We start from the raw sequence: 24,171 nt of genomic DNA on the forward strand, positions 1-24,171 counted from the left end.
TAAGATTAATGAAATGCACGTAGTGGACTGTCTAGGCTAAAATAGTGCATTAGACTTAGACGTAGGTTGGGTGGAGCGGAGCGTAACCCAACATATATCAGGATGTTGGGTTACGCAAAGCCTCCACCCAACAAAGCAATTTTTTTGCAACATTACTACCGAAAACCGTGTAACATAACCCACACCACTGTCCATAACATTCCATTTAGTTGCAATTTCCTGAGCATACTCTTCGTTTGTAACTGGGTAAAAAATTGGCTGTTCAGGTAGTCTTGGCGGCCATTTAGTGTAGTCGTTTTGTTTAACAAGTTCTAGCTCTTTTGGCCCAGTGGGGCGATACAGAGTTACTGTTTCTTTCATGTTAAGAATTAGTTAATATAGGTTGAATTGAGCAAAATACATTAAAAGTGAACAGAGAAATCCCCATAATTAAAATTAGGGGATTTGTACCAAGACTTTTTAACCCACGGAGGTGGGTTTTGTCTGTATAGCCGCGAATTTTATTCGCTAGGGCTAGTATACTAATTCAATTACGAATTCCGAATTATTTTAACAGGGCATCAAAGCATTTAATCTCCCCAGTACTGCCATATCTTCTGCATCTAACTCCGCCGGAATACCACTGCGAATCAATTCCGAAAAGTCTTCATTGGGAACCATAACAGTCAACGTATACAAGCGAGTAGAACCAGTGTTTTTAATCAAATGAGTACCAGTGGCAGGCACCAATAAACTATCTCCAGCTTTGATCGTGGCACTCTTGCCGTCACAGATAGCGATCGCTTCCCCTTTGAGGATGAAAAACATTTCCACCGCCCACTGATGGCGATTTGGCGGTGTTTGACCACCAACATCAAAAATTTCGATGCAGCAAGTCAATGAAGTATTAGCATTTGTCGAATCGAAGATAATTGCTAATCGATTAGAGTCATTGGGACTAATGCGATATACTTGGTAATCTTTGGGAGATTTGATAACCGGAATTACACAACGAGTCGCGTACATTTAATTTATCCCTTCTGAAGTTCTCGATGGATATGAAAATTCCTAAAATCCAAGTCCTGAATCACAGAATTTTAGATTTTAAATTTTGGATTTTGGTGAAGCAGCGCGGTCTTGGGGGTTTCCCCCATGAGCGACTGCACCAAGCCGTTCGCGCAGCGTCTCCCCTTGGGAGAAGGGATTGAATAATTCAAAACCGTTCGACTAAGCGCTCACGCTGAAGTCCAAAATTTAAAAATGTCTGAGAGCAAGCAAATTTCAACGCGAGAAGAAATCTAAAATTCTTGAGCTAAGAAAGAGTATTCAAGCATCAGGTCAATCTAAAATCTAAAATCCAAAATCCAAAATTGAGTTACTCCTCATTCTTTTGCAACGCTGTTAAAATCCCTTGGGAGTCAGTGACAAAACCGAAGCATTGTTTAACGTTATACAATGTCGCCAGCCAACAATATTCAGGAGAAGTTGTGGCGGTGCAGTCTTTAACTAACACGCAGTCATATCCTAAGAAGTTGGCATCACATAATGTGGCTAGCACACATTGATCGGCATTAACGCCAGCAAAAAATAATGTTGTCCTTCCCAGATTCTGCAAGATACTATCTAATGGCGTATCCCAAAACCCACTCATGCGGTATTTGTCCACACGAATATCTTCGGGAATCTGTTGGAGTTCGTCTACTACTGCTGCTGCCCAACTACCTGCCATGAGTACTCTAGCACCATTACTTGGCAGTGGATCGCCCAATCCCACACCCTCTCCTGTGGGATTATAGACATGACGCAAACCAGCACTAATATTGAGCAAATCGGGACGATTTCCCCAATTTACCCAAAAGACTGGAACACCAGCCTCACGCAGTTCTGGAAGTAAGTTGTTTAAAGGGTCAATAGGCTGACGCGCCGGAGTTACGTCTACGCCGATATGCGCTAACCAGCCATCAGGGTGACAGAAGTCGTTTTGCATATCAATGACGAGGATCGCAGCTTTTGCTAAGTCTAGGCGCAGGGTTTTAGTTTCTGTTGATAAAATAACGAGTTGTGGGGTCTTTTGAAGACGAGTGATGTCTGCGATCGCATCATTCACTGTCCACGCATTTGGCGCAACTCCCAATGTCCGTAATGGTAAATTCATAAATTGCAATACCCAACACCATTTTCTATTTTGTAACTTGAAATTCGGTTGAAAATACGATTACTTAATCAAGGTTAAATATGGTAAGTTTCACCATCCAGAATGTGATGATTGCCGTCGGTGAGGATTATACAACCGTAGATGTACAGATTGTAGATGGCGCGATCGCAGCCATTTCCCCCAATCTACAAGTAATTGGCACTGCGATCGATGCCAAAAATAAGCTATTGCTACCTGGCTTTTTCAACGCCCACACCCACTCATCAGAGATGTGGCAGCGAGGAATCATGTCAATGTTCCCTTTAGAATTATGGTTGGCCCAACTGTATGATTTTGCCCCCTTCGATCCCGAACAGGTTTATCTAAGTGCTTTGGGTACTGCGGTGGAAACCCTACTTTCCGGCGGTACGAGTGTGGTAGATCATCTGGTGTTAATTCCCGGACTTGAGTTAGAAACGATCGCCATTGCAACTCGCGCTTACAGAGAAGTGGGAATTCGTGCCTTTATCGCCCCCTTAATTCAAGATGAATCCCTCTCCGCAGGTATGCCATCCGGGGAATCAGCCCAAAGTCATCAGCCTTATTTTCGCTCAACTGCGGCAACATTAGAAATTATCGAAGAGGCAGTAAGACAGTTTCATCGCCCGGATGAAGGTGTGAGTATTTTAGTTGCACCAACGGGGATTCAATTGTGTACTGATGCTTTATTTGAGGGGTGTACTGAGTTAAGCGATCGCTATAATCTTTGTCGTCACTCCCATTTACTCGAAACCAGGGCACAGCAAAAACTCGCCCAAGAAAAGTACGGTTGTACTGCTGTGGAACATTTGAAAAGAATCGGGTTTTTGAGCGATCGCACAACTCTAGCTCATTGCGTCTGGTTAAATGATGCTGATATCGCCATCCTCGCCGAAACTCAATCTACAGTTGTTCATAATCCCTTAAGTAATCTGCGTTTAGGCAGTGGTATCGCCCCAATTTTAAAATATCGCCAAGCTGGAATAAATGTAACTTTTGGTTGTGATGGTGCTTCGAGTAATGACTCTCAAGATTTGCTAGAAGCCATCAAAATAGGTTCTATTTTACATAATATTACAGACTCAGATTATCAACACTGGATTACGCCCCGACAAGCCGTAGAAATGGCATCTTTGGGAGGTGCAAAAGGATTCAATTTAGCAGATAAACTCGGTTCTTTAACCGTCGGCAAACAAGCCGATTTGGTACTTTATGACCTCACCAATTTATCATTACTTCCGCGTACAGATCCTATTGGCTTATTAGTCTTAGGTCGTCCCACGAATGTTGTTAATAGTGCTTGGGTAAATGGTAAGCAAATTATTGCCGATGGTAAAGTGACAACAATTAATGTTGATGATTTGCGACAAGAATTATTTAACCGTAGTCAATGGGAAACAAAGCGCAAGTCTGAAACCGTCGCGCAAATTGAAGCACATTATCGCACGGTTATGGGATTATAAAAAAACGCGAATTTAGCTCAACTTTGAGCTTTAATAAAGTTTAGGGGTTTAATTCCCCCCTCTTGACAGGCAGCAAGTTTTGATGTCTAAATCTAAATCCTCTATCCATTACTTAATTACGAATTACGAATTACGAACTCGTACTGAGCGCAGTCGAAGTATTACGAATTATTTAACGCGGCTTGTAAAGGGAATCACTTACATGAGTTCCTGTATAATTAGGAACCCAGCCATCAGCGATCGCAAAATAGCGTACCGCTTTGAAATTCAACGAAGCACTTGGGCTGCACCAATGCTCAACGCCAAGGGGGATGTAGAGATAGTCTTGTGCTTGAACTAAAAGCTGTACTTGGCTGCCATCAGGTCGCACGAAGCCATAGATCATTTCTCCTGCCAACACGTAGAGGGGTTCAGCGACAGAATGAGTATGGTAACGGCCGTAGGTTGCTATCAGCTGGTGAAGATTGAAGGAACCTGGATGCACATTTAGCAAGTCACACCAGATAGCGCCATTCTCTTGCTGAATAAATTCAAAGACGCTGTTATGCAGTTCTACACAATAACGTTTCTCAGACTCAGTTAAAACATGTTGGTCTAGCAGATTGGGGAAGAGAAGCGATGTTCCTGGGTCGTAGTGTCTGAGTTGAATGCCAAGATGGGCAAGTTCACGAGCTATTTCGCCTAAATCACTCTCAATTGTGCCGTCGTCAAGTAGTAGGTTAGCCATCAGAAAAGGACTAATTAACTGTTAAAAAGAGTATACTCAATTTTTAGCTAAAAAGCCACTATTACCGATTGACAAACCGGGGAATGGGGAATGGGGCATGGGGCATGGGGCATGGGGAATGGGGAATAACCAATGCCTATTAATAGCAGGACTTACGCACAAGAGATCCCCCAACCCCCTTAAAAAGGGGGCTTTTGAGTTTCCCCCCAATTTATCGGGGGGTTAGGGGGGATCGAGGTTTCAAGTTTTTAGTGCGTAAGTCCTGAATAGAATAAATTTATCGCCAGAATGATGCTCATTGGTACCACTAGCATCTAAGCTAGTACGGGTGAACTATATTCAGCATGGAATGTCTGACTTAATTTTGTTTTGGCATCGGCGCGATTTACGCATTTCTGACAATACGGGACTGGCTGCGGCAAAACGGCAGAGTCCGAAAGTGGTGGGTGTGTTTTGCCTTGATCCGTATATTCTCGAACGGGATGATATTGCTCCGGTGAGAGTAACTTATATGATTGGCTGTTTGCAGAAACTTCAAGAGCGATATGCTCAAGTTGGCAGCCAGTTATTAATACTCCACGCCAATCCTGTACAAGCGATACCAGCTTTAGCAGAGGCAATAAATGCCAAAGCTGTTTTTTGGAATTGGGATGTAGAACCTTATTCACAAGAACGCGATCGCACTATTATAAATGCCCTCAAAGAAAAAGGCATTCAGTTTCTTAAGCATAACTGGGATCAGATCCTCAACTCCCCAGATGAGATCCGCACGGGTGGTAACAGTCCTTACACGGTTTACACACCCTTTTGGAGAAATTGGATTACTAAACCAAAAAGTCAACCAGTAGAAACACTGCAAAATGTTGAGGGGTTAACAGAAGCTGAACAGGAAATTGCCAAACTTGCAGGAGCGATCGCATTACCTTCAGCCAAAGATTTAGGATTTATCTGGGATGAACAATTGATTATTTCACCGGGAGAGGCGGCGGCGCAAGAACGGCTAGAGGAATTTACTACTAAAGCGATTACTGAATACCAAGAACAGCGAAATTTTCCCGCAGTGGAGGGAACATCGCAACTGAGTGCAGCATTAAAATTTGGCGTAATTGGCATTCGCACTGTTTGGCAAGCCACCATAGAAGCACTAGAAAACAGCCGCAGTGAGGAAACAGCAGTTAATATCCGCACATGGCAACAGGAATTAGCTTGGCGGGAGTTTTATCAACACGCAATGTATAACTTCCCCGAATTAGCTGATGGTGCTTTCCGCGACCTCTTTAAGAACTTTCCTTGGGAAACTAACGAAGAATATTTCCAAGCTTGGTGTGAGGGGAGAACTGGCTACCCCATTGTGGATGCAGCAATGCGCCAGTTAAACGAAAGTGGCTGGATGCACAATCGCTGTCGGATGATTGTCGCCAGTTTCCTCACTAAAGACTTGCTAATTAATCCCCAATTGGGAGAAAAATACTTTATGCAGAAGTTGATTGACGGAGATTTATCTGCTAATAATGGCGGTTGGCAATGGAGTGCTTCTAGTGGTATGGACCCCAAACCTGTGCGGATTTTCAACCCAGCCAGTCAAACACAAAAATTCGATCCAGAAGGGGAATATATTCGGCAATGGGTATCAGAATTGCGGTCTGTAGATACAGAATATTTAGTTACTGGTAAAATTTCATCTTTAGAACGTCATGCTGTTGGCTATCCTGAGCAAATTGTGGATCATAAAATACAACAACAGCAGTTTAAACAGCGTTATCAACAGCAAAAAAATATTAGTAGTGGTGAGTAAAATTGTTATACCAATTCTGTATGAAGATGCGCTAAACCATATTTAAGTACAAGAAAGAAAAACGAACCGCAAAGGACGCAAAGGACACAAAGAAAGAAAGAAAGAAAGAACTTAAAAGGGTTTGGCGCAGCCTCACAAAGAAACGGTATTAGTTTTTTAAAAAACTTAAACCAAATTTTTCGGTAAACGAGAAATTGTCCATAAGATGAGCAGGAAGATTAAGTAAATTGCGCCAACCAGCCCAAACTCAATCAGAGGAATATAGGTTACTTCGTAAATTCTGCCCAAGCCGCGTTCAGTCAGCGCATAAACGGCCAGTACACTCACTAAAAAGGCTCCGTAGATAGTACGTTTAGTTGAGATACCCACAGGTAGACCGTGAAGCTGAGTAAGCACCAGAATGCCAAGAAAACCAAAGAGAAATGTTGGCCACTTGCTTTGTCCTAGCATCAATGACACAATGACACTATGTAAAACCACCGTAATTTCCAAAGAGAATGTCCACCAACGGTTTACATGACTGCGGTTAAAGATCAACGACGATTGCAGCAAAAGCAAGAACATATAGAGAAAGCCAATTAAGTGCCCCAAAGTCGCTTCCATTGGATGATACCAGAAGGTGTAGATAGCGGCGAAGGAGAAAAAATAGCCGTGGTACAGCTTGATAATTTGCAAAAACTGTTGATGGAATGGAACAGAATTACCAAAAAACAAACCGCGTCGAGGCGTTTCCAAAATCAGTACGAAGACCAGTAGGAGGACAACCGCACCTTGAGAAGCGAAAATTGAAGTATCTTGAGCTAGAGCATCGTACCAAATATAGGTCTGGAGAAAGTGTAAAGCGATGAATGCACCATTAATGGCAAGCATGAGGTAATTAATCGGGTGCAACGCTGATTTGTATTTCAGCTGCGATCGCTGCGCCCATAAGATACACGCCCAGATGCTAAACTGATGCCCAAGATACATCCCCCAAGCCGTCGCTCGACTCCAAAAGGTCGGGTTGGGAAGCTTCCAGTAGTACCAGTTTAATCCTTGGTCAGGAAGTTTGGTGATGCTTGCAGGAATGCCCCCACCTAGCCAAATTGCGTAGGTGAGGAGAATGCTTACAAAGATGCCTAAAAACAATACTCGGCGACCTGTCATACCAATTTTGGATTTTAGATTTTAGATTTTAGATTTTGAGAGAAGTCTCAGATAAGGCTTCTTTACCTAGATTCTCAGGCGACACGTTCTGTGTTTGGTTCAGATGCGCTTTTAGTCACTCGCAAACTAAGAGTCAAAGCTACCAGCATTATTAAAAATCCACTCAAAAAAGGAGCAGAACTCCCAAATTTCATAAAGCTAGCCCCTGCCCATGTTGGCCCACCGATGCGTGCTAACGCAGAGCAAGAACTAGCAATTCCTAATATTTGCCCTTGTTCTTCTGGGGCTGTCATCTGGGAAATTAGGCTGTTTAATATTGGTTGGCTGACACTAATTCCCCATGCCACAAGCGCGGTGGCGACCAACAATAAAATTAAGCTTTGTGAGAATCCAATTAGCAGTAATCCTAAACCTAATCCTAATATCCCCAAGGTAAGTAACTTGATTTCACCGAAGTGTCTCTTGAGGAATCCGATCAGTCCTCCTTGAATGATTGTGCTGACAATCCCCATGAAGGCAAAAAGATAACTAGTTTGTTGAGGTCCCCAGTTTAATTGCTGCTTAGACCATAAAGCCAATGTCGAGTCCATAGCCGCAACCGCAAAGGTAACTAAAAAGTAGATGCCAACAAGCACACAAAACTGTGGACGCTGTGACAGCTGTAGCAAGTTCAGCCGTCGCCGACGGTAGCGATGAACTTGGATTTTGGCTTTAGTCTCAGAATTTAAAGATTCTGGAAGTAATATTAAAGCACAAAGCAATGCCAATAAAGATAATCCGGCTGCGAACAACGATGGTAGATGAAAGTTAGCGTTGTCCGAATCAGTGCCGATCAGAAGACCTCCAATGGCTGGACCGAGAATGAAGCCAAGACCAAAAGCTGCTCCGATTATCCCCATGCCACGAGATCGATTAGCTGGCGTGGTAATATCTGCGATGTACGCCTGAGCAGTGGCAATATTCCCTGACATAATCCCAGCAAGACTACGAGCAATAAACAAAATCCATAATGAGTTGGCAAAACCTAACCCGATGTATGCAATTACAGAACCTAATAAAGTAAGTAATAAAATCGGACGGCGACCGTAGCGATCGCTAAAGCTGCCCCATAATGGTGCAAATAAGAATTGCATTAAAGAATAAACAGCTACAAGTAGGGTCGCTTCATTAGGTTTTGCGCCGAATTGTTCAGCATACAAAGGCAATATCGGCAGGATAATTCCGAAGCCGAGCAAGTCTATAAATATAGTCAAAAATAAGACGAATATAGCCCTGCCATTATTTTTATTCTCCATAGGTGCAATTCGCTTTTATAACAAATATGCGTAACTTGAATTAGTTTTATGGACATCAGGGAACGCTTGACCATAAAGACCCATTGAATGAAACAGTAATCACTTCAAGTAAAGTGCTTGAATTTGAGTGTGGTTGAGGAAAATAGCGTGGAACAAACCCACTATAAAAATCAAGCCAATAATACTACTAATCAAAGCAACTATCATTTCGTGCTTCCGTATAGCTTTTTGTATCTTAGCGTCTATGATTTTTTCTAATTCTTTGTATGACATTGAATTGAATTTGGCGAAAGACAAAAATTATGTGGAACTTACGTACTTACATAAGTTTGAGTATGTCCGAAACCTCTAACTTATGAAATCAAAGCTATTTTGACATCGTGGGAGTATTAAGTGCGTTGGCGTAGTTTCAAAACAGCACCCGAAACACCAAAAGCTAATATTGCCAAAGTATAAGTTGGTTCGGGAACTGCAATAATGCTTACCTGATTAATCGCCAAGCCATATTGTGGAGCAGAACTGCTAAAAACGAGTTTCGAGATGTCTGGAGTGTCACTACGAATCCCCAAGAATGCTGCCGAATTATCTAATGCTAGGGACGAAATATTTGGAACTGAGAAAGTACCCAACAGGTTATTGGCGTTATCAAAAGCGGTGATAAAAATGTCAGCTGGCACATTACTAGTGTCTACAGCTATCTGAGTACCAGCGCCAAAAACAGGCTGGGCAAAACTAATGGTAAAAGGCCCGCCGTTCCCCTTAGTACCAGGATCAGGAGTCCCAGGAGGAAGAGGGATAAAACCTGTTGGGTCTATACCTCCGAAGAGAACAAAATCTCCTTGGGCAAAGTTACTCCGAATGCCAGGTGAAGGTAATGTTTGAAAGACAAACGGTGGAGTAATCCCAGTCTTATTGGTTGGAGCTATATTTATATCCAACCCTAAGCCACCTTGCGATGTTGCTGAAAAAGAGTTAGGTAAAAAATCAGAAAATTTAGGAGCAGAGGGATTAAATACTTTACCTAAACTTGCCCAATCGACTTCATCATTTCCTCCTAAAATAGCGCGTTCGCTGACTAAAAATGTAGCTGCTTTAACTGGTAATGGGATAACCGTTATTATAGCTGTAATTGCTGGGAAATATTTTACGAATAACTTGAATAATTGATTTTTCGTAAATGCCACAAGGCTTACTCCTTAATTTCATTTTTTAGAATAGTATCATTAAAATGCAATAAGTCAACACCCAAGATTGGGAGCATCCCAATGCAAGCAAGAATTATGTTTGTCATTGCGTTGGCTTCAGCCGTAGCCTAGTGAACGCGAGTGCGTCTCTAAGAGTTGCGATCGCAATGATATAAGTAAGTAGACGTGAATAATTTAATTAAATTTACATTGCTTAACATAGTTTAATTTATTCTTGCCGACTTACTTATTACAACTAATTTGCCGGACATGATATAAATTGGCAAAGTTATTGATGGCACACTTAGCTGTGAAGTGAGAAGCCTGCGCTGCCCTGATGGGACAGCGTCGGGAGTATGTCACTTAGGGCTAAACATGAGAGTTTTTGATATGTAGAGACGTTGCTTGCAACGTCTCTATTAAATCAAACTTTATGGAATTCCTAATTTATGAATAATTAGGGTTTAAAAAGTGCATTTGGGACTAAAAGAGGAATACCTCCTGGACCTGGTACAAAAGCTGAGGAAGCTACAGACAAGCTCTGTGCATTACTGCTAACACCGAAAACTACGGTTGCCGATGTTAGGGCTTGAGCATTAGTTACAGCAACTCCAGTCAAAGTACCACCCTGTGCGAAAGGATTGATAACATTAGCAGAAGCAGAAGCACCAGCATTATTATTTGGAAATAGTGCAACTTGCGGAAATAAAGCAGCCAAAGGCGCGCTGAGGAAGGGTGAATCTCCACCTTGGATATTAGCGGATTCTTCAACTGCTTCCAAAATACTCAAGTTTGAAATAATCATGATTGTCTCCAAATAACTATTGATTAAGACCTTTTTTTGTAAGCAATTTATTCTTTTGCTCACTGAATTAACTATATGCGTAAGTAAATAATAATGCAAGCTACTTTTCAATATTTTTCATCTATATTTCGACGTATTTATAAAAAAAAGATGACAGCTTTATATAAGTTTAATTAGTTTATTAATTCAGTAAATTAGTACTTTTAATATTTCATATACGCAGCAGAAAATAGCTAATTCCTCCCTGGATTAGCTAAAAAAATGACTATTCATTGAAAGCGGCGGTAAACTCCATCCCCAGGTGTATGTAGAGGGATAGCCGCCCCGCCGCTTTAGTCATTAGTCATTTGTCATTGGTCATTGGTACTAATGACAAATGACTAATGACTTCGATTTCCCCCCGGCTTGAAGCCGGGGGATGAGTTAACTCCATTAAGCCTGTTTCAGCAGTTCTGGAGATACAGATGATATAACATCCCCTATATCTAGTTGGTTATGAATTTCAGTTTTTTCAACTTGATGGTGTAACCAAACTGCGAATAAATTGTTAATAAGTTGTTGACGTAATTCCTCATCTAAATTAGGTTGAATAATTTCATCCACCCAAATTAAATACACTCCTTTGGAAGTACTAATTGGCTTAAGGACTTGTGGTGGTTCCGCAGCAAATACTACGGGAGCAATTTCTGCTCGAAAATCTCTACGTCGTCGGATTCCTTGATATCCACCTATGCGGCGCAATTCGGGATTAAGGATATATTGACGAGCAATTTCAGGAAAGGTGATTTCTCCTTGTTGAATGGCGTAAAACAGTTCTAGGGCTAAGTCGCTATCTTCTAAAATTACCTCATAGGTGACTGCGGCAATATAATCGAGTTGGTTTTGATAAAAAATAGTCTCTACTTGATGGCTAAAAAGATGTTCTGCTAACTTGCTAGAGAGAATAGTAGTAGTGATTAAATCTTCAAATTCCTTGAGAGACAGATGATGTTTTTTCAGCCAGTCCCAAGTATCTTCGGCGCGGACTAGTTTTTTCACAAAGCGTAGTCTGTCTCCCTCTTGTTGTATTTCTTGTTCGGTGACTGTGATCCCTGCTTGATTGGCAGTGTCTGCAATAATTTTTTGAGTGGCGATCGCTTCTAGCACACCAGGGATTAGCCAAGAATATTTGATGTACTGAATGATATCGTTGGTAGTAACAGTTAAAGTTTGCGACATAAACTCTCCATGTTTAGAAGTCAGGCTATGGGTTATTGAGATAACTAAGGCTCTAAACTATCTTTTTGTAGTTTTTTGAAAGGATCTAAAATCAAGTCAATTACTCGCCGTTGACGGACAATTACTTCGGCGTTAGCTGTTTGACCAGGACGTAGGGCTATTTGCTTGTCACCATTTTGGATGTAGGGTTTAGGTATAGTGATGTCCAGTTGGTAGGTATCAACATTGGCTTGATCTGTTTGCTGCACTTTGGAGTCTGGGGAAATCCAACTAACTGTGCCTGGGACTATGCCATATTGTTGAAAGGGATAGGCATCAAATTTGATTTTGACTGGCATACCCACTTGCAAGAAGCCGCTATTTTGACTAGGTATTTGTGCTTTCAGGACGAATGGAGCATTTTTAGGGGCGATTTGAGCGACCATTTGGCCAGGTTGCAATACAGATCCCGATTTGGTAACGCTTAATTGGTATATAGTTCCATCAATGGGCGATCGCACTGTTCTCTGCTGCATTTGAATTCTGATAGAGGTTATTTGGCTTCCAGTTTGAGCAATTTCCGATTGAAGTGTAGCAACTTGTGTTTGCAGGTCTTTGAGTTGTTCCTGACTCTTCATCACCGCCAGTTTCCCTGCTTGCACCACGCTTTGATAGCTGCTTTGAGCTTCTTGCAATCGGAGTTTTGCTTGTTTAATATCAGCCTCTAACTGATTAATGGTTGTCTGATAACGATTCTGCTCTTCAGTTAAGCCGAATTTTGCTTGTTTGACGTCAGATTGCGCTTTTTTGTAAAGTCGTTGGCTTTCTTGTTCTTCTTTTTGGAGTTGGTCTACTTGGGTTTGAGAAACCGCACCATCTTTGACGAGTTGGCTATACCGTTTGACTTGTCTAGCATCTATACTCAAACGACCTTGAGCCGACTGCTGATCGTTCTCAACGTTGCTAATTTGTTGTTTTGCCTGATTAACTAAGGCTTGTTTTTCTAACTTCTGTAGGTTATAAGTACTCTGTTTGGCATCAATGTTTTGCTGTACTTGATTAAGTTGAGCAACTTTTTCTAATTCTTGGGATTTATTTTGTTGCTCTTGTACCCCTATTGACAGCATCAGTTGGTTTTTGAGTAGGTCTAGTTGCGATCGCCGATTTTGTAGCCCTTCTAATTTTGTCTGTGCTTGTTGTAAGTCGGTTCGTAAAATATCAGACTCAAGTTCGAGCAAAATCTGTCCAGCTTTGACTGGCTCCCCTTCCTTGACCTTCACAGCTTTCACACTACCGCCAGATTGAGAGTCTAATCTTTGAGTTGCGCCTTGGGGTTCAATCCTACCTCTAGCAGTTCCCGTTTCATCCATGCGACTAATCATTGCCCAAGGTATGATGGCGGCCGCAAATGCAATGAGTAAGTACAGTAATGAACGCGTCCATACACGGGGTAAAGCATCGAGTAATTCTTCTGTAACAGAATGTATTTCTAAAGATTGTTCTACTTCTTTTGTTTCTAGAGCGACATATTTTTTATTTTCATCCATTTCTTTTCGAGCATCTAATGGATTGGAAGATGGTGAACGCATAATTAATTCAAAATTCAAAATTCAAATAATTTCAAGCCGAGCGATCGCGTCGAGAAGCCGAGGCTTTAGAGGATGTTTGAAAGTCCTATTGTCGGTATCAAATAGTTTTAGATCCCCCTAAATCCCCCTTAAAAAGGGGGACTTTGATTCTGGTTCCCCCCTTAAAAAGGGAGACTTTGATTCTGGTTCCCCCCTTAAAAAGGGGGACTTTGATTCTGGTTCCCCCCTTAAAAAGGGAGACTTTGATTCTGGTTCCCCCCTTTTTAAGGGGGGTTAGGGGGGATCTAAAACTGCCTAAAGTCACAGCGAAACACTTTTCAAACAACCTCTTAACCAGTTTGTCTGAATTGTTGTTGATTGAGATAGTAATAATGGCCTTTTTTGGCGATTAATTCGTCATGAGTGCCAGACTCTAGCAAGACTCCACGATCCAAAACGAGGATGAGGTCTGCATTGCGAATTGTGGAAAGACGGTGAGCAATGATAATGCTAGTTCTTCCTTGGAGAATGGTTCGGAAATTGTTTTGAATTATTCTTTCTGATTCCGAATCCAGATGACTAGTTGCTTCATCTAATAAGATTAAGCGGGGATTTCCTAGTAATGCCCTAGCGATGGCAATTCTTTGGCGTTGTCCCCCTGAAAGTAGTCCACCGCCTTCACCGATTTGGGTTTCATAACCCATTGGTAGTTTTTGAATAAATTCGTCTGCTCCGGCTAATTTCCCTGCTTGGATGATTTCTTGTTGAGTGGCTTCGGGATGCGCGATAGTCAGATTTTCCTTGATAGTACCACCAAATAAGAAAGTATCTTGGTCAACTACACCAACTTGCGATCGCAAACTTTTCAAAGCAATTGTTGTGATATCCTGACCATCAATTAATATTTTGCCATCACTTGGTGGATACAAGCCTAAAATCAGTTTAGTGAGGGTAGTTTTCCCAGAACCACTACGCCCAACAATTGCTACAGTTTGCTCTGGTTGAATTTCCAAATTAATATTTTCTAAAATATTAATATCACTTTCTGGATGATAGCGGAAAGTCACATTTTCAAAGCGAATATGACCACGTAAATACTTAATAGGCTGGCGTTCTTGAGTTTGTAAATCTTCTTCTGGTTCAGCACCTAAAACATCATTAATGCGTTCTACTGAAATCATAATTTCCTGTAATTGATTCCAGACAACTGCCAAGCGTTGGAATGGACTAATAACATTACCCAACAACATATTGAAGGCAATTAATTGTCCAATAGTAAGCTCCTGATTAATTACCTGCCATGCACCAAACCAGAGTAAGCCTGTACTTGTGAATAAATTAATGGCACCACTGATGATTTGCAGGCGATTATTGATGATTTGAGCTCTAAAACTTTTTTTGACTACTTTATTTAAGAGTTCTTCCCAACGCCAACGCACTGATTGTTCGATGGCCATAGAACGCACAGAACGAATTCCTGTCAGTGCTTGAATCAGATAGCTATTCTCTTGAGCGCTAGCACTAAAAATTTCCCTCGACATCCGACGCAAGATATTTGTGCTAGCGAATACCAGAATAAAAAATGGTGGTATGGTAAGCAGCGCCATTAATGCCATGCGCCAACTGTACCAAAACATCACTACCAGATAAACACAAACTGTCATTAAATCCAGCAGGATTGATAGAGACTCTCCTGTGAGAAAATTTTGAATCTTATGGTTTTCTTGGATACGGGAAACTATATCCCCGACATAACGGGATTCAAAGTACGATAGGGGCAAACGGAAGGTATGTTTGATAAATCCAACCAGCATAGAGACGGAGATCCGGTTGGCTGTGTGTGCTAGTAAGTATTGCCGTATCCCGTTAATGAAAAGACTAAATAAACCAAAAATTAGCATCCCGACGATGACAGCATTGAGGGTGACAATACTGCCTTGGACAAGAACCCGGTCTAGTAGAATTTGGGTAAATATGGGTGATACTAATCCAAAGATTTGCAGCACCACCGAAGCTATAAATACCTCTAACAATACTTTCCAGTGGGGTTTGACCAACTCAAAAAACTGCCAGGGAGTGTTGTTAGCTTCTTGTGCGTCTTTGAGGTCTACGGTAGGTTGCAGTAATAAGGTATAACCAGTCCAGCCAGCTAGGAATTGGGCGTGGCTGAGAGTGCGTTGACCGATGGCAGGATCACAGATAGTTACTGTTTTAGGGCTAATCTCATAAACAACGATAAAATGCTTACCTTGCCAATGGGCGATCGCTGGTAAACATTGTTCTGCAAATTTGTCAAGACTGGCTTTTACTGGTCGAGAAGTAAAACCGAGAGTTTCGGCTACTGTTCCTAGTTCACGCAAAGATGCACCATCACGGTTAACGTTAACTTGTTCCCGCAACTTCGAGAGACTAAAATTCTTCCCCCAATAGCGACCAATCATCACTAAACAAGCTGCACCACAATCAGAGGCGCTTTGTTGGGCATAAAAAGGATATTGCTTAGTTAAATGTCCCCACCAATGTCTAGCTTTCACCTTGGGACTGGGAAACAAATGGCGTTGTTTTTTTGGCTGAGGTTTTTGTTTTCCTGCTGACTGTGTGCGAAAGGGAATAACTTTGTGTTCCCGGCTAACTGGTGCTGCAAGGAAGGGTTTGGGCTGGATTTTTCGACCAGTTGTTACGGAAATTACCTGTGAGTTGGTGAATACTACTAAGTCTGGCCAGTGTTGCAGTGCTGAAGAATAATCAGCCTTTTTCAGCAGGTATACAACTGAGGCTTGTGTAACTTGCCAGCCCTCTTGTTTTGGTACGTGCATTTGTGTAGCCGTCAGCTTACGCCCATCAAAATTTGTCAGTTCTCCTCGATATAGAATCCACAACTGGCTATCTTGGTAAAATTCTGGTGGTAGGGAACCAATTTCTAGATGATGCCGCTCAAATAGAGATAATGCTTGCAATATCGCTGGCAAAGTAGCTGGATGCTGTGGTGCAGTGGCACAATATCTCAGCAATAAATCCCAAAGTTCAGCCCGAACAAATAGGCGATCGCCAATAGTAGGATACTTATATATCAAAGCTTGCAGCACTTCTCCTTGAAGATAGCAAAGCTTTAATCCATGAGAAGCCCTAGCTGCATAAACTTGCCAATCTTCCTTGGTAAACAATGTCCCCTCACCAAAGGTTGTTCCGATGGTCAGGGTAGTAATTAAATTATCAGTACTATCTAATAATCTAACTTTACCTTCCAGAACAATATAAACTCCTGGACTCGCATTTTGTAATCGCCAAAATTGCTTTGCTAAAGATGGTTCGACGATTTCTAATGTTGCCAAGCAGTTTTCTAGGTCTGCTTGTGGTATTTGTTCACCCAAAAAAGAGGTAATTTCTTTACCCAAATCTTGCACAGAAAATATAGTAAGCACTCATTCACCTCTAGAAATATGCTACTGGATTGAAATAAAACAGGAGTCAGAATTCAGCTATTCTGAATTCAGGAGCGGAGCCGGAGACAAACGACAAGCTCCGGTCCCAATCTTTCAGTCTGGGATTGGGACCTGCGACTGAATTTTTGCACCAATAAATTTTCAATTTATTGGTGCAAAAACGCCGATTATCATCCGCTTTTTCGTACATAATACCCAACTGAATTCTCACTCCTGACTCCTGAATTCTGTTTCGATAAATCTTCTTTTGAGGCAATAATATAGAACTTAATGCATAACCAACGTCCACTAAACCAGAAATAACAAGCCGAAAAACCATAAAGGACTTTATTTGACTCTTTATTTTGCCAGATAGCAAAATAAAGTGCGGATTATTTGGGTTTGAGAGTAATTCTTATGATCCGACTAAGTACACTGGCCAATTAACCTATAAACCTTAAAGAAATTAAGGCTTATAGGTTAATTATTCCATAACTATACTTACTTTCTCATAAAAAATTAAAATTTCTTCATTAATTATGTATTTTTCTGTCTATCTTTTTCTGCTTATACTTAAAGATTACTTAAAGTTACATTCAAAAAATTACAACTATAACCTAGATTGTACTATATTATTTTTGTGGTTAATAGGTGGATATTTAGTCTCATAAGCTAAATTAGAATGTAAACAGATTCAGTGTAATTCATTAGATGAAGCTCTGAGAACTGCTTTATTTATTCGCAACAAAGCTCTAAGACATTGGATGGACAATAAAGATGTTGGTTATTCTTACCAACAGATTAACTTTGTGCTGTTTTAGCTAAAGACTTTGAGTTTACAGACAAGCTCAAGTCAATGATGCGTCAAGCATCTACTGATAGAGTTTGGTTTACAATTAAACGTTTTTATGATAATTGTAAACCAAAAAAAACGGCTCTATCGCTCCCTTTATGGGGTCGAACAAATACAACTGTTTTATAGCCTGTATTCCTTACCTGGAGTGAGTTTTGACCTTTTAAAACTTCTCTATAAGATCCTAGTTTTCATGTTTTAGCATCAGGGGAGCAGTAGAACCAATGATTACCTACATACATAGCAAAAGCATCTGGAAAAGTTATCAAGCTTGATCGTGTTGGTTGTCAATATTCGCTACTAAGCAAACTCAATAGACCTATCAAAAAAGCAACTGTAATAAAAGCACAAAAAGGCAATTTTATGAAGCAATATATCGGAGTGGTAAAGAACTTTTTGCTGCTGGCTACTTCAGCGATCGCAAGTTCTATGTTAGCAACCTTACCCAGTCAGGCTGCTACTTTTAGTTCGGCTCAAACAGAAGTAGCATTTACCAGATTTAATCAAAGTCCTTCCCAGACTACAACTGACGTTAATACCACCGCCATAGTCATTGCTCAAAATGGCATATTACAAGCTCTGGCTAACGCAGAAGGGTTGTTTATAGTTGATCCAACGGAAGTATCCAGTTCATCTTTAAGCGAAGCATTAGGTGCAGGTAGTAATTACTTAGGGTTAGCAGAAAGTCAGGCTCAAGTGATTGGTAGCTTTGTTGTAAATCCAGGTACACCTTTCTATTTTGATTTTACAGCTACTCTCAACCTGCTAACAGCAATAGATAACCCTCCAGCAGAAAGTGCAAAAGCAACTGGAGCTATATCTTTTGCGTTAGTCGATACCGCTAGTCAGAGTATTTTAGACATATTTAGCCTGATCGGAAATTTAAGTACCCCAGGTAATAACGATTTTCTTGCAATTCAATACGGCGGAAATCTTACTTTCAGCAATCCAGTTACCAATTATAATTTTGGAGGACAGCAAGAATATGCTACAGCTTATGTTCAAGGTTCTCTGCAACGTTCTTTTGCTAACACAACAACTGTCAGTTTAATAGAACTTATGAGTACAGGAGCTACAGTCACAGCACCTGAACCTTCAACTAACTTAGGTTTACTTTTATCTTGTGGTGTAATTGGCTTTGTATTCAGGGGGAGAGCATCTAAATTATCTTGACATTGAAGAAGAATGCAGAATCCAGAATTCAGAATTCACCAATCAATCAGTCGGGGATTCAGCGCTGCATTGCGGTCTTGGGGTCTCCCCAAGAGGAGCAACTTTGTAAGAGAGACCCGCGACTGATTTAAGACCACCAAATGTATGATTTGGTGGGGGTCTTAAACCCAGTTATTTATCCGCTTTTTCGGTCAGAATTCAGAATGAATTCTGACTCCTGAATTCTGTTCGATAAAAATTTTAGGACATTACTCGTTAGAGGATGTTTGAAAAGTATTGGGGGAATAGAATGAGACTGTTGGCGAATTCACTCTCTTGTTAAACCCCCCATCCATAAAAGCTCGCTGAGAGCGTTGCTTTCGGGCCCTGCAATAAATTGCGGGCTAATAGCTAAAGTACGTTGAAACGCACTGAAATTAAAGAAATTAAGATGGATTGGGGCTGATGGGTTAGACCCCCTATCAATTGGTCAACAGTCTCATAGAATTCGCTACTACACAAACCAAGTCCGCCTACGCGGGCTGATAAAAAACTCGCTCCCCTTGTGGGTAGAGTTTTTGGGCATGGGAAAGAGCTACCAATGACGCCAGTTCGCTCAAGTTGGGAAACTCGCCCACGCGACTGGCTCTCCAATGCCCTGTTTATCAAAAAGATGGGTCTAAAACCCCGTCATAAAGGACGGCTTGAAGTTTTGTGGCAATGAGTCTTTATCCCCGTTACAAAACTGTACCCAACTCTTAGAGACGCTGCGCGAACGACAAAGCTCAGGGCATCGCTTCCGAGTTCCGACTTCCGACTTCCGACTTCTTTAAAAACTGTGTCTGTTCCCAAACCACCAGCTTTAGTAATTGTCCCTACGCCTGAGAGGGTAATGCTTTTACCCAAGTTACTGTAGTCTGCGGTATCAAAGCCATCACCGCCATTAATGCTGTCGTTACCCTGACCACCCTTAAAGGTGTCATTGCCTGCACCACCATCAATCAGGTCGTCACTATTAGTACCCAACAAAAAGTCATTGTTAGGAGTACCAACAATAATTGACATATTTTATAACCTTTATAATTGTGTAGAACAAAAGTTATTCGATCTATGTAATACTCGCATCTTGTAATGATTCAAACTATAAACTTCTGATAAACCATCGTGAAGATGAGCGATCCAAACGATAAATTTCTGACGAAACATATATAAAGATAAACGATCCAAACGATAAATTTCTGATTAAATATATATAAAGATAATTAATATTAATTCCCTTTAATATAGCTGTAAAGCTTACACAGTCTACAAATTAGCCATAATATCTATTAGGGAAAATGAACGTTTCCGGCGCTGAATATAACCCTTGTCTTCTCCGCATATTGACTGTGTTGGGCATTAAATTTTACTCAAAAGCCGGGATATTCTATAGTGCATATATCTGTATGATACGTAGGTACTAATCTGGTAAAAGAAAAATGCGTAAAGATTCAGGTTTCTCAAAAACGCAGGCACTTTTGTGCCGGAAATATTGGGAAGCAATAAAATATTTTTTGAAAAGGTAACATGATTATGTTTAATATCAAGACACAAGTTATGTTACAGAATGTAAATTTAACAAATTCCGTGAGTTTAAGTAAAGAGCAACTCAGTAGGTAGGTGTAATTAAACATAAGATCAAACCTCACCCTCAATCCCTCTCCGAACTCACGGAGAAGGAAGCCGGAGGCAGGGTGAGGTTTTATATTTAATTTGACCCACTTACTTATCAAGCGGCAAGTTTTTTGTTGGGGGTTAATTGTTCACGCCTACTTATACCAATTCGCTTTAAACGAACCGCCAACTACGCCAACGTCTTCTGGTGCGTCCGCTAGGCGTAGCTTGCTTCACCGTTCGCGTAGCATTCCGTAGGGAAGGGGTACGACGCGAGCGATCGCAGTTAGATCGAAATTGCCTAGCTCTGGGTCCAGGAGAGCGTAACTTTGGATATATTACCGCAAATGCGCTGATACTTTAATTTCCCTTCTTCATAAATTCCGCAAAAACACTGTTACGCTATTTGTACTTGTGATCAAAACTTAGAGCATCCAGTTTATTAGGGCGTGTTTATGACCAACCCTGTAAAGACGGTTATCCAAGTCAATCTGGAGATGGCTCTAGAAGTAGCTCAAGAATTGGAGCAAGCTCCATACACTCAATTCAGTACTTATTGTTTGGAGATTTTACGGGAGATCGGATGTCCTAGTAATGAACTCCCAGTTAACTTACAAACTCGCGATCAGCAGCTAAACTTTATCACAGGCTTTGCATCTTATGCTTTTGGGGAGGTACAAAGTGTATAAAGCATTAATTGATGATACATTTCATGATTCAGAAGGAGCAGAAACAACTACTTTCCCTGCCACAGATAAAAATTTGTTAGTTTTAATAGAAAAATTTTTAGGGTTTGAAATTCCCCCAAAAGTTTTTTTGCAAGCTATAGCCATTGCTGATTACGACTGTGCAGCTGCTTTTCGCTACGTTGAGAATTATTTGATTGTCCTCAAGAATAAGAATAAGCGTAAGCATAAGAAATTACTTGTGTTAGGGTATTCGACTAGGTTTGAAAATAATTGAAGTGAATTTTCACGAGCTAACCCTGAACGAATACGATTTAGATAAGATAATTTGCTCTACCGATGTAGAGACGTTGCATTGCAATGTCTCTACAGATATTTGTCCCACACAGCTTTCAGTTGTTACCACCAATGTTCAATTGAATTAAAGTCAGGGTTTTGGCTATTGTTTGCGTAAGTCCTGTAATCAATCAGTTTTTGTACGAAACTTTTGCTGATATCAAATCTGGCGGCAACTTTTCTAATTGAGGTCTGTTTAAATGCAGCTTTGTTTGGGATGAATTATAGTGAATAAAAATACTAGACTGGAATTTGACTAGACCATTTCAGACAATTTTTACTGAACACCGCGTATTTTGGGCTGTTTTACTCTTTGGTACAGCACTGGTGGTAACGCTAGTGCTGTCGTTTTCTCAAGGAGCAGTACCCTTAAGTATGTCAGAATTTTGGCAAGCTATACTCCGCAAAGGCGATCCGGTTAAACAGACAATTCTCTGGGATTTGCGCCTCCCGCGCATTACAGCTGCTCTGATTGTCGGCGCAGCCTTGGGAATGTCAGGGGCACTGCTGCAAGGAATGTTACGCAATAGTCTTGCCGATCCATTTATTTTGGGCATTTCAGCAGGTGCAGGATTAATTGTGATTCTGATGATCGTGTGGCAAATATTCCCGATCGCAATTCCTTTAGCAGCGTGGATGGGAGCAATTTTGACTTCAGCGATCGTGATTTTGATCGGTCGTTCGGGATCGGGAATTTCAGTTGAACGGTTGATTTTAGGCGGAGTGGCGGTGAGTTCTTTATTTGGTGCTGTCCAAAGTACATTGCTGCTTTTAGCTGAAGACGGTCAAATTCAAATTGCGCTGAGTTGGCTGGTTGGTAGTCTCAATGGACGGGGTTGGCAAGAAATTGCTACGGCTGGCCCTTATATCATCGTGGCATTGATCGCGGGATGCTTGCTGGCGCGATCAGTAAATGTGCTGGCTTTGGGAGATGATTTGGCTGTGGGTTTGGGGGTTTCGTTGACGCGATCGCGCCTTTTGATTGGTGGTGTCGCCACTCTATTAGCCGCAGGTGCAGTCAGCATCAGTGGCTTGATTGGATTTGTTGGTCTTGTTGTTCCTCACGGTGTCCGCCTGATCGTTGGTACAGATCATCGCTTTGTTTTACCACTTTCCGCCCTTGCAGGTGCATGGTTACTGACTTTTGCCGATTTACTCTCTAGACTAGGAGCAGTAGAACTACCAGTAGGTTCGGTCACTGCCTTGCTGGGTTCACCCTTATTTATCTGGTTACTTTATCGTCGTTCTGCTGGGTTTAATAAATAACTCAAGCTCGGAGAAGACACGAAAGCTTTCCGGCTTTGCACTGCGTGTCTACACTTTTATCAGTGAATCCAAATGTACTTTCCTAGACTCATTTATTGACTTGCATTTATGCCAATTACCCCCATGATTATTAAGGCGATCGACATAAGTTTTATCAATGTGGCAGATTCCCGAAACCAGATAATACCAATGATCGCAATTAAGATAGTTCCCAATCCAGCCCAGACAGAATAAGCCACACTCACTTCAAGTCTCTTGAGAGCAAGGGTCAAAAAACTAAAACAAAGTCCATAGAAGACAAATATTAATACCGAAGGAACTATTTTAGTAAATCCTTGCGATAACTTCATGCAAGTTGTGCCTGAAACTTCAAAGAGGATTGCGGCGATAAGGTAAATCCAACTTGTTGACATATCTGTTATCAGCAGTTTGTGAGGAATTTCTTATTATCTCTGTGATATTCAAAAAATACAACAGGTCTAATTATGATCATTAGTTGCATGAATATACTAAATATTTGTAGGATACGCTACGCCTAGAGCATCGATTCAGTAATCAAAAACCTAACCCCCCAGCCCCCTTCCCTACAAGGGAAGTGGGAGTCAAACTCCCATCTCCGAAACGGAGATGGGTTGGGGGAGAGGTTCTTCCTTTCCTTACTGAATTGGTGTTCTAGCAAGCTTTAAAAGTAGGGCGCGGGTGACGCTCGTACCGACGTTTTAAATATAATTGCTATATTTCAAGTCTGCTGTTGTAGAGTTTACCGAACACACCTATTGAAAATTACCGTACTTGTTATTAAGGAGATTTTTGATTCGGTAATCTTCCTAAATCAGGTGATAAAAACCGAATTTACACCACTTTTATTTTTAAATACTATGAGAACAAAGAAAGGAATCAAATCCTCAATTAGTTCGACAGCAAAGATACTGATTATCCGAGGTAGATATATGACATTAGTACGCTGGAACCCCTGGCAAGAATTTAACACAATACAACGCCAAATCAATCGCTTATTTGATGAAGATACTTTGGCAACTGCATTTTTCGATAGAGGTTTATCTAGAGTTCCCTCTGCTGAGTTAAAAGAAACTGAAGATGCAATTCACCTGAAGCTAGAACTTCCGGGAATTGAAGCTAAAGACGTGGATTTGCAAGTTACAGAAAATGCTGTATACCTGAGTGGTGAGCGGAAGTCTGAAGCAAAATCTGAAGATAAAGGTGTGATCAAAAGCGAATTCCACTATGGTAAATTCCAACGTGTAATTCCTCTACCTGCTCGAATTCAAAATACCAACGTCACGGCAGATTATAAAGATGGCATCTTGAATCTGACGCTACCCAAAGCTGAGGAAGAAAAGAATAAAGTTGTCAAAGTTAATCTAGCATCATCTGGCTAATTTCCACTTGATATCTGCTAGCTATCTATTAAACTAAATAAAAAGCGCTCTCCAAAAGGGGAGCGCTTTTT

General features: G+C 41.1%; 20 protein-coding genes. 7 read left to right on the forward strand and 13 right to left on the reverse strand.

The features are described from left to right. Window positions 1-36: 36 nt before the first annotated feature. The 3 genes from V7K27_RS03270 to V7K27_RS03280 all read right to left on the reverse strand — a co-directional run bounded on the left by V7K27_RS03270 (window position 37) and on the right by V7K27_RS03280 (window position 2,134). Complete coding sequence (locus tag V7K27_RS03270) at window positions 37-360, reverse strand: hypothetical protein (RefSeq protein ID WP_334944265.1); 324 nt, start codon at window positions 358-360, stop codon at window positions 37-39. A 189-nt stretch (window positions 361-549) separates the two neighbouring features. Further along, a complete protein-coding gene (locus V7K27_RS03275; protein ID WP_334944267.1) occupies window positions 550-1,005 on the reverse strand; it encodes a cupin domain-containing protein in 456 nt (151 codons plus the stop codon). A gap of 349 nt (window positions 1,006-1,354) precedes the next feature. Further along, the gene (locus V7K27_RS03280) at window positions 1,355-2,134 is read right to left on the reverse strand and encodes a cysteine hydrolase family protein (protein ID WP_334944269.1); all 780 of its coding nucleotides are present in this window, start codon (window positions 2,132-2,134) and stop codon (window positions 1,355-1,357) included. Between the two features lie 80 nt (window positions 2,135-2,214). Here V7K27_RS03280 and V7K27_RS03285 point away from each other — a divergent pair, with 80 nt between their 5' ends. Then, window positions 2,215-3,615 (forward strand): amidohydrolase, encoded by a 1,401-nt coding sequence (locus tag V7K27_RS03285; RefSeq protein WP_334944271.1) that lies wholly within the window; start codon window positions 2,215-2,217, stop codon window positions 3,613-3,615. 172 nt (window positions 3,616-3,787) lie between these two features. Here the strand turns inward: V7K27_RS03285 and V7K27_RS03290 are convergent, their stop codons facing one another. After that, window positions 3,788-4,342 (reverse strand): acireductone dioxygenase, encoded by a 555-nt coding sequence (locus V7K27_RS03290; RefSeq protein ID WP_334944273.1) that lies wholly within the window; start codon window positions 4,340-4,342, stop codon window positions 3,788-3,790. A gap of 349 nt (window positions 4,343-4,691) precedes the next feature. Here V7K27_RS03290 and V7K27_RS03295 point away from each other — a divergent pair, with 349 nt between their 5' ends. Then, entirely contained in the window at window positions 4,692-6,137 is a 1,446-nt protein-coding gene (locus V7K27_RS03295; RefSeq protein ID WP_334944275.1) for a deoxyribodipyrimidine photo-lyase, 8-HDF type, read from the forward strand. 165 nt (window positions 6,138-6,302) lie between these two features. On the opposite strand, the gene V7K27_RS03300 is transcribed toward V7K27_RS03295, so the two are convergent. The 7 genes from V7K27_RS03300 to V7K27_RS03330 all read right to left on the reverse strand — a co-directional run bounded on the left by V7K27_RS03300 (window position 6,303) and on the right by V7K27_RS03330 (window position 16,754). Beyond that, the gene (locus tag V7K27_RS03300; protein ID WP_334944277.1) at window positions 6,303-7,283 is read right to left on the reverse strand and encodes a hypothetical protein; all 981 of its coding nucleotides are present in this window, start codon (window positions 7,281-7,283) and stop codon (window positions 6,303-6,305) included. A 74-nt stretch (window positions 7,284-7,357) separates the two neighbouring features. After that, window positions 7,358-8,578 carry an MFS transporter gene (locus tag V7K27_RS03305; protein ID WP_334944279.1) on the reverse strand — a complete coding sequence of 407 codons (1,221 nt, stop codon included), beginning with the start codon at window positions 8,576-8,578 and terminating at the stop codon, window positions 7,358-7,360. A gap of 389 nt (window positions 8,579-8,967) precedes the next feature. Further along, complete coding sequence (locus V7K27_RS03310) at window positions 8,968-9,762, reverse strand: hypothetical protein (RefSeq protein ID WP_334944281.1); 795 nt, start codon at window positions 9,760-9,762, stop codon at window positions 8,968-8,970. Window positions 9,763-10,219: 457 nt separating this feature from the next. Beyond that, window positions 10,220-10,567 (reverse strand): hypothetical protein, encoded by a 348-nt coding sequence (locus V7K27_RS03315; RefSeq protein ID WP_334944283.1) that lies wholly within the window; start codon window positions 10,565-10,567, stop codon window positions 10,220-10,222. Between the two features lie 432 nt (window positions 10,568-10,999). Next, window positions 11,000-11,785, reverse strand: coding sequence for a peptidylprolyl isomerase (locus V7K27_RS03320; protein WP_334944285.1), 786 nt, complete (start codon window positions 11,783-11,785; stop codon window positions 11,000-11,002). A gap of 44 nt (window positions 11,786-11,829) precedes the next feature. Then, window positions 11,830-13,353 (reverse strand): HlyD family efflux transporter periplasmic adaptor subunit, encoded by a 1,524-nt coding sequence (locus V7K27_RS03325; protein WP_334944287.1) that lies wholly within the window; start codon window positions 13,351-13,353, stop codon window positions 11,830-11,832. A gap of 329 nt (window positions 13,354-13,682) precedes the next feature. After that, on the reverse strand, window positions 13,683-16,754 hold the full coding sequence (locus V7K27_RS03330; RefSeq protein WP_334944289.1) for a peptidase domain-containing ABC transporter: 3,072 nt from the start codon (window positions 16,752-16,754) through the stop codon (window positions 13,683-13,685). A 1,216-nt stretch (window positions 16,755-17,970) separates the two neighbouring features. Between V7K27_RS03330 and V7K27_RS03335 the strand changes: the two genes are divergently transcribed. Next, a complete protein-coding gene (locus V7K27_RS03335; RefSeq protein ID WP_334944290.1) occupies window positions 17,971-18,780 on the forward strand; it encodes a hypothetical protein in 810 nt (269 codons plus the stop codon). 669 nt (window positions 18,781-19,449) lie between these two features. On the opposite strand, the gene V7K27_RS03340 is transcribed toward V7K27_RS03335, so the two are convergent. After that, window positions 19,450-19,824: a hypothetical protein gene (locus V7K27_RS03340; RefSeq protein ID WP_334944292.1), complete on the reverse strand. Its 375-nt coding sequence runs from the start codon at window positions 19,822-19,824 to the stop codon at window positions 19,450-19,452. Window positions 19,825-20,867: 1,043 nt separating this feature from the next. Here V7K27_RS03340 and V7K27_RS03345 point away from each other — a divergent pair. The 3 genes from V7K27_RS03345 to V7K27_RS03355 all read left to right on the forward strand — a co-directional run bounded on the left by V7K27_RS03345 (window position 20,868) and on the right by V7K27_RS03355 (window position 22,700). Next, a complete protein-coding gene (locus tag V7K27_RS03345; RefSeq protein ID WP_334944294.1) occupies window positions 20,868-21,101 on the forward strand; it encodes a hypothetical protein in 234 nt (77 codons plus the stop codon). After that, entirely contained in the window at window positions 21,094-21,375 is a 282-nt protein-coding gene (locus tag V7K27_RS03350) for a hypothetical protein (RefSeq protein ID WP_334944296.1), read from the forward strand. The genes V7K27_RS03345 and V7K27_RS03350 overlap by 8 nt, the downstream gene beginning before the upstream one ends. Window positions 21,376-21,686: 311 nt before the next feature. Further along, window positions 21,687-22,700, forward strand: a complete 1,014-nt coding sequence (locus tag V7K27_RS03355) for a FecCD family ABC transporter permease (protein ID WP_334944298.1) — start codon at window positions 21,687-21,689, stop codon at window positions 22,698-22,700. 92 nt (window positions 22,701-22,792) lie between these two features. On the opposite strand, the gene V7K27_RS03360 is transcribed toward V7K27_RS03355, so the two are convergent. After that, on the reverse strand, window positions 22,793-23,113 hold the full coding sequence (locus V7K27_RS03360; protein WP_334944300.1) for a DMT family transporter: 321 nt from the start codon (window positions 23,111-23,113) through the stop codon (window positions 22,793-22,795). Between the two features lie 537 nt (window positions 23,114-23,650). Here V7K27_RS03360 and V7K27_RS03365 point away from each other — a divergent pair. Continuing rightward, window positions 23,651-24,100, forward strand: coding sequence for an Hsp20/alpha crystallin family protein (locus V7K27_RS03365; RefSeq protein ID WP_334944302.1), 450 nt, complete (start codon window positions 23,651-23,653; stop codon window positions 24,098-24,100). Window positions 24,101-24,171 lie beyond the last annotated feature (71 nt).

It is taken from the genome of Nostoc sp., from assembly GCF_036919575.1.
Lineage (GTDB): Bacteria > Cyanobacteriota > Cyanobacteriia > Cyanobacteriales > Nostocaceae > Nostoc.

Excerpts from the sequence above, each read along its gene's own strand:
- V7K27_RS03270 (WP_334944265.1), bottom strand. The coding sequence starts at position 360 with ATGAAAGAAACAGTAACTCTGTATCGCCCCACTGGGCCAAAAGAGCTA.
- V7K27_RS03275 (WP_334944267.1), bottom strand. The coding sequence starts at position 1,005 with ATGTACGCGACTCGTTGTGTAATTCCGGTTATCAAATCTCCCAAAGAT.
- V7K27_RS03280 (WP_334944269.1), bottom strand. The coding sequence starts at position 2,134 with ATGAATTTACCATTACGGACATTGGGAGTTGCGCCAAATGCGTGGACA.
- V7K27_RS03285 (WP_334944271.1), top strand. The coding sequence starts at position 2,215 with ATGGTAAGTTTCACCATCCAGAATGTGATGATTGCCGTCGGTGAGGAT.
- V7K27_RS03290 (WP_334944273.1), bottom strand. The coding sequence starts at position 4,342 with ATGGCTAACCTACTACTTGACGACGGCACAATTGAGAGTGATTTAGGC.
- V7K27_RS03295 (WP_334944275.1), top strand. The coding sequence starts at position 4,692 with ATGTCTGACTTAATTTTGTTTTGGCATCGGCGCGATTTACGCATTTCT.
- V7K27_RS03300 (WP_334944277.1), bottom strand. The coding sequence starts at position 7,283 with ATGACAGGTCGCCGAGTATTGTTTTTAGGCATCTTTGTAAGCATTCTC.
- V7K27_RS03305 (WP_334944279.1), bottom strand. The coding sequence starts at position 8,578 with ATGGAGAATAAAAATAATGGCAGGGCTATATTCGTCTTATTTTTGACT.
- V7K27_RS03315 (WP_334944283.1), bottom strand. The coding sequence starts at position 10,567 with ATGATTATTTCAAACTTGAGTATTTTGGAAGCAGTTGAAGAATCCGCT.
- V7K27_RS03320 (WP_334944285.1), bottom strand. The coding sequence starts at position 11,785 with ATGTCGCAAACTTTAACTGTTACTACCAACGATATCATTCAGTACATC.
- V7K27_RS03325 (WP_334944287.1), bottom strand. The coding sequence starts at position 13,353 with ATGCGTTCACCATCTTCCAATCCATTAGATGCTCGAAAAGAAATGGAT.
- V7K27_RS03335 (WP_334944290.1), top strand. The coding sequence starts at position 17,971 with ATGAAGCAATATATCGGAGTGGTAAAGAACTTTTTGCTGCTGGCTACT.
- V7K27_RS03340 (WP_334944292.1), bottom strand. The coding sequence starts at position 19,824 with ATGTCAATTATTGTTGGTACTCCTAACAATGACTTTTTGTTGGGTACT.
- V7K27_RS03345 (WP_334944294.1), top strand. The coding sequence starts at position 20,868 with ATGACCAACCCTGTAAAGACGGTTATCCAAGTCAATCTGGAGATGGCT.
- V7K27_RS03360 (WP_334944300.1), bottom strand. The coding sequence starts at position 23,113 with ATGTCAACAAGTTGGATTTACCTTATCGCCGCAATCCTCTTTGAAGTT.
- V7K27_RS03365 (WP_334944302.1), top strand. The coding sequence starts at position 23,651 with ATGACATTAGTACGCTGGAACCCCTGGCAAGAATTTAACACAATACAA.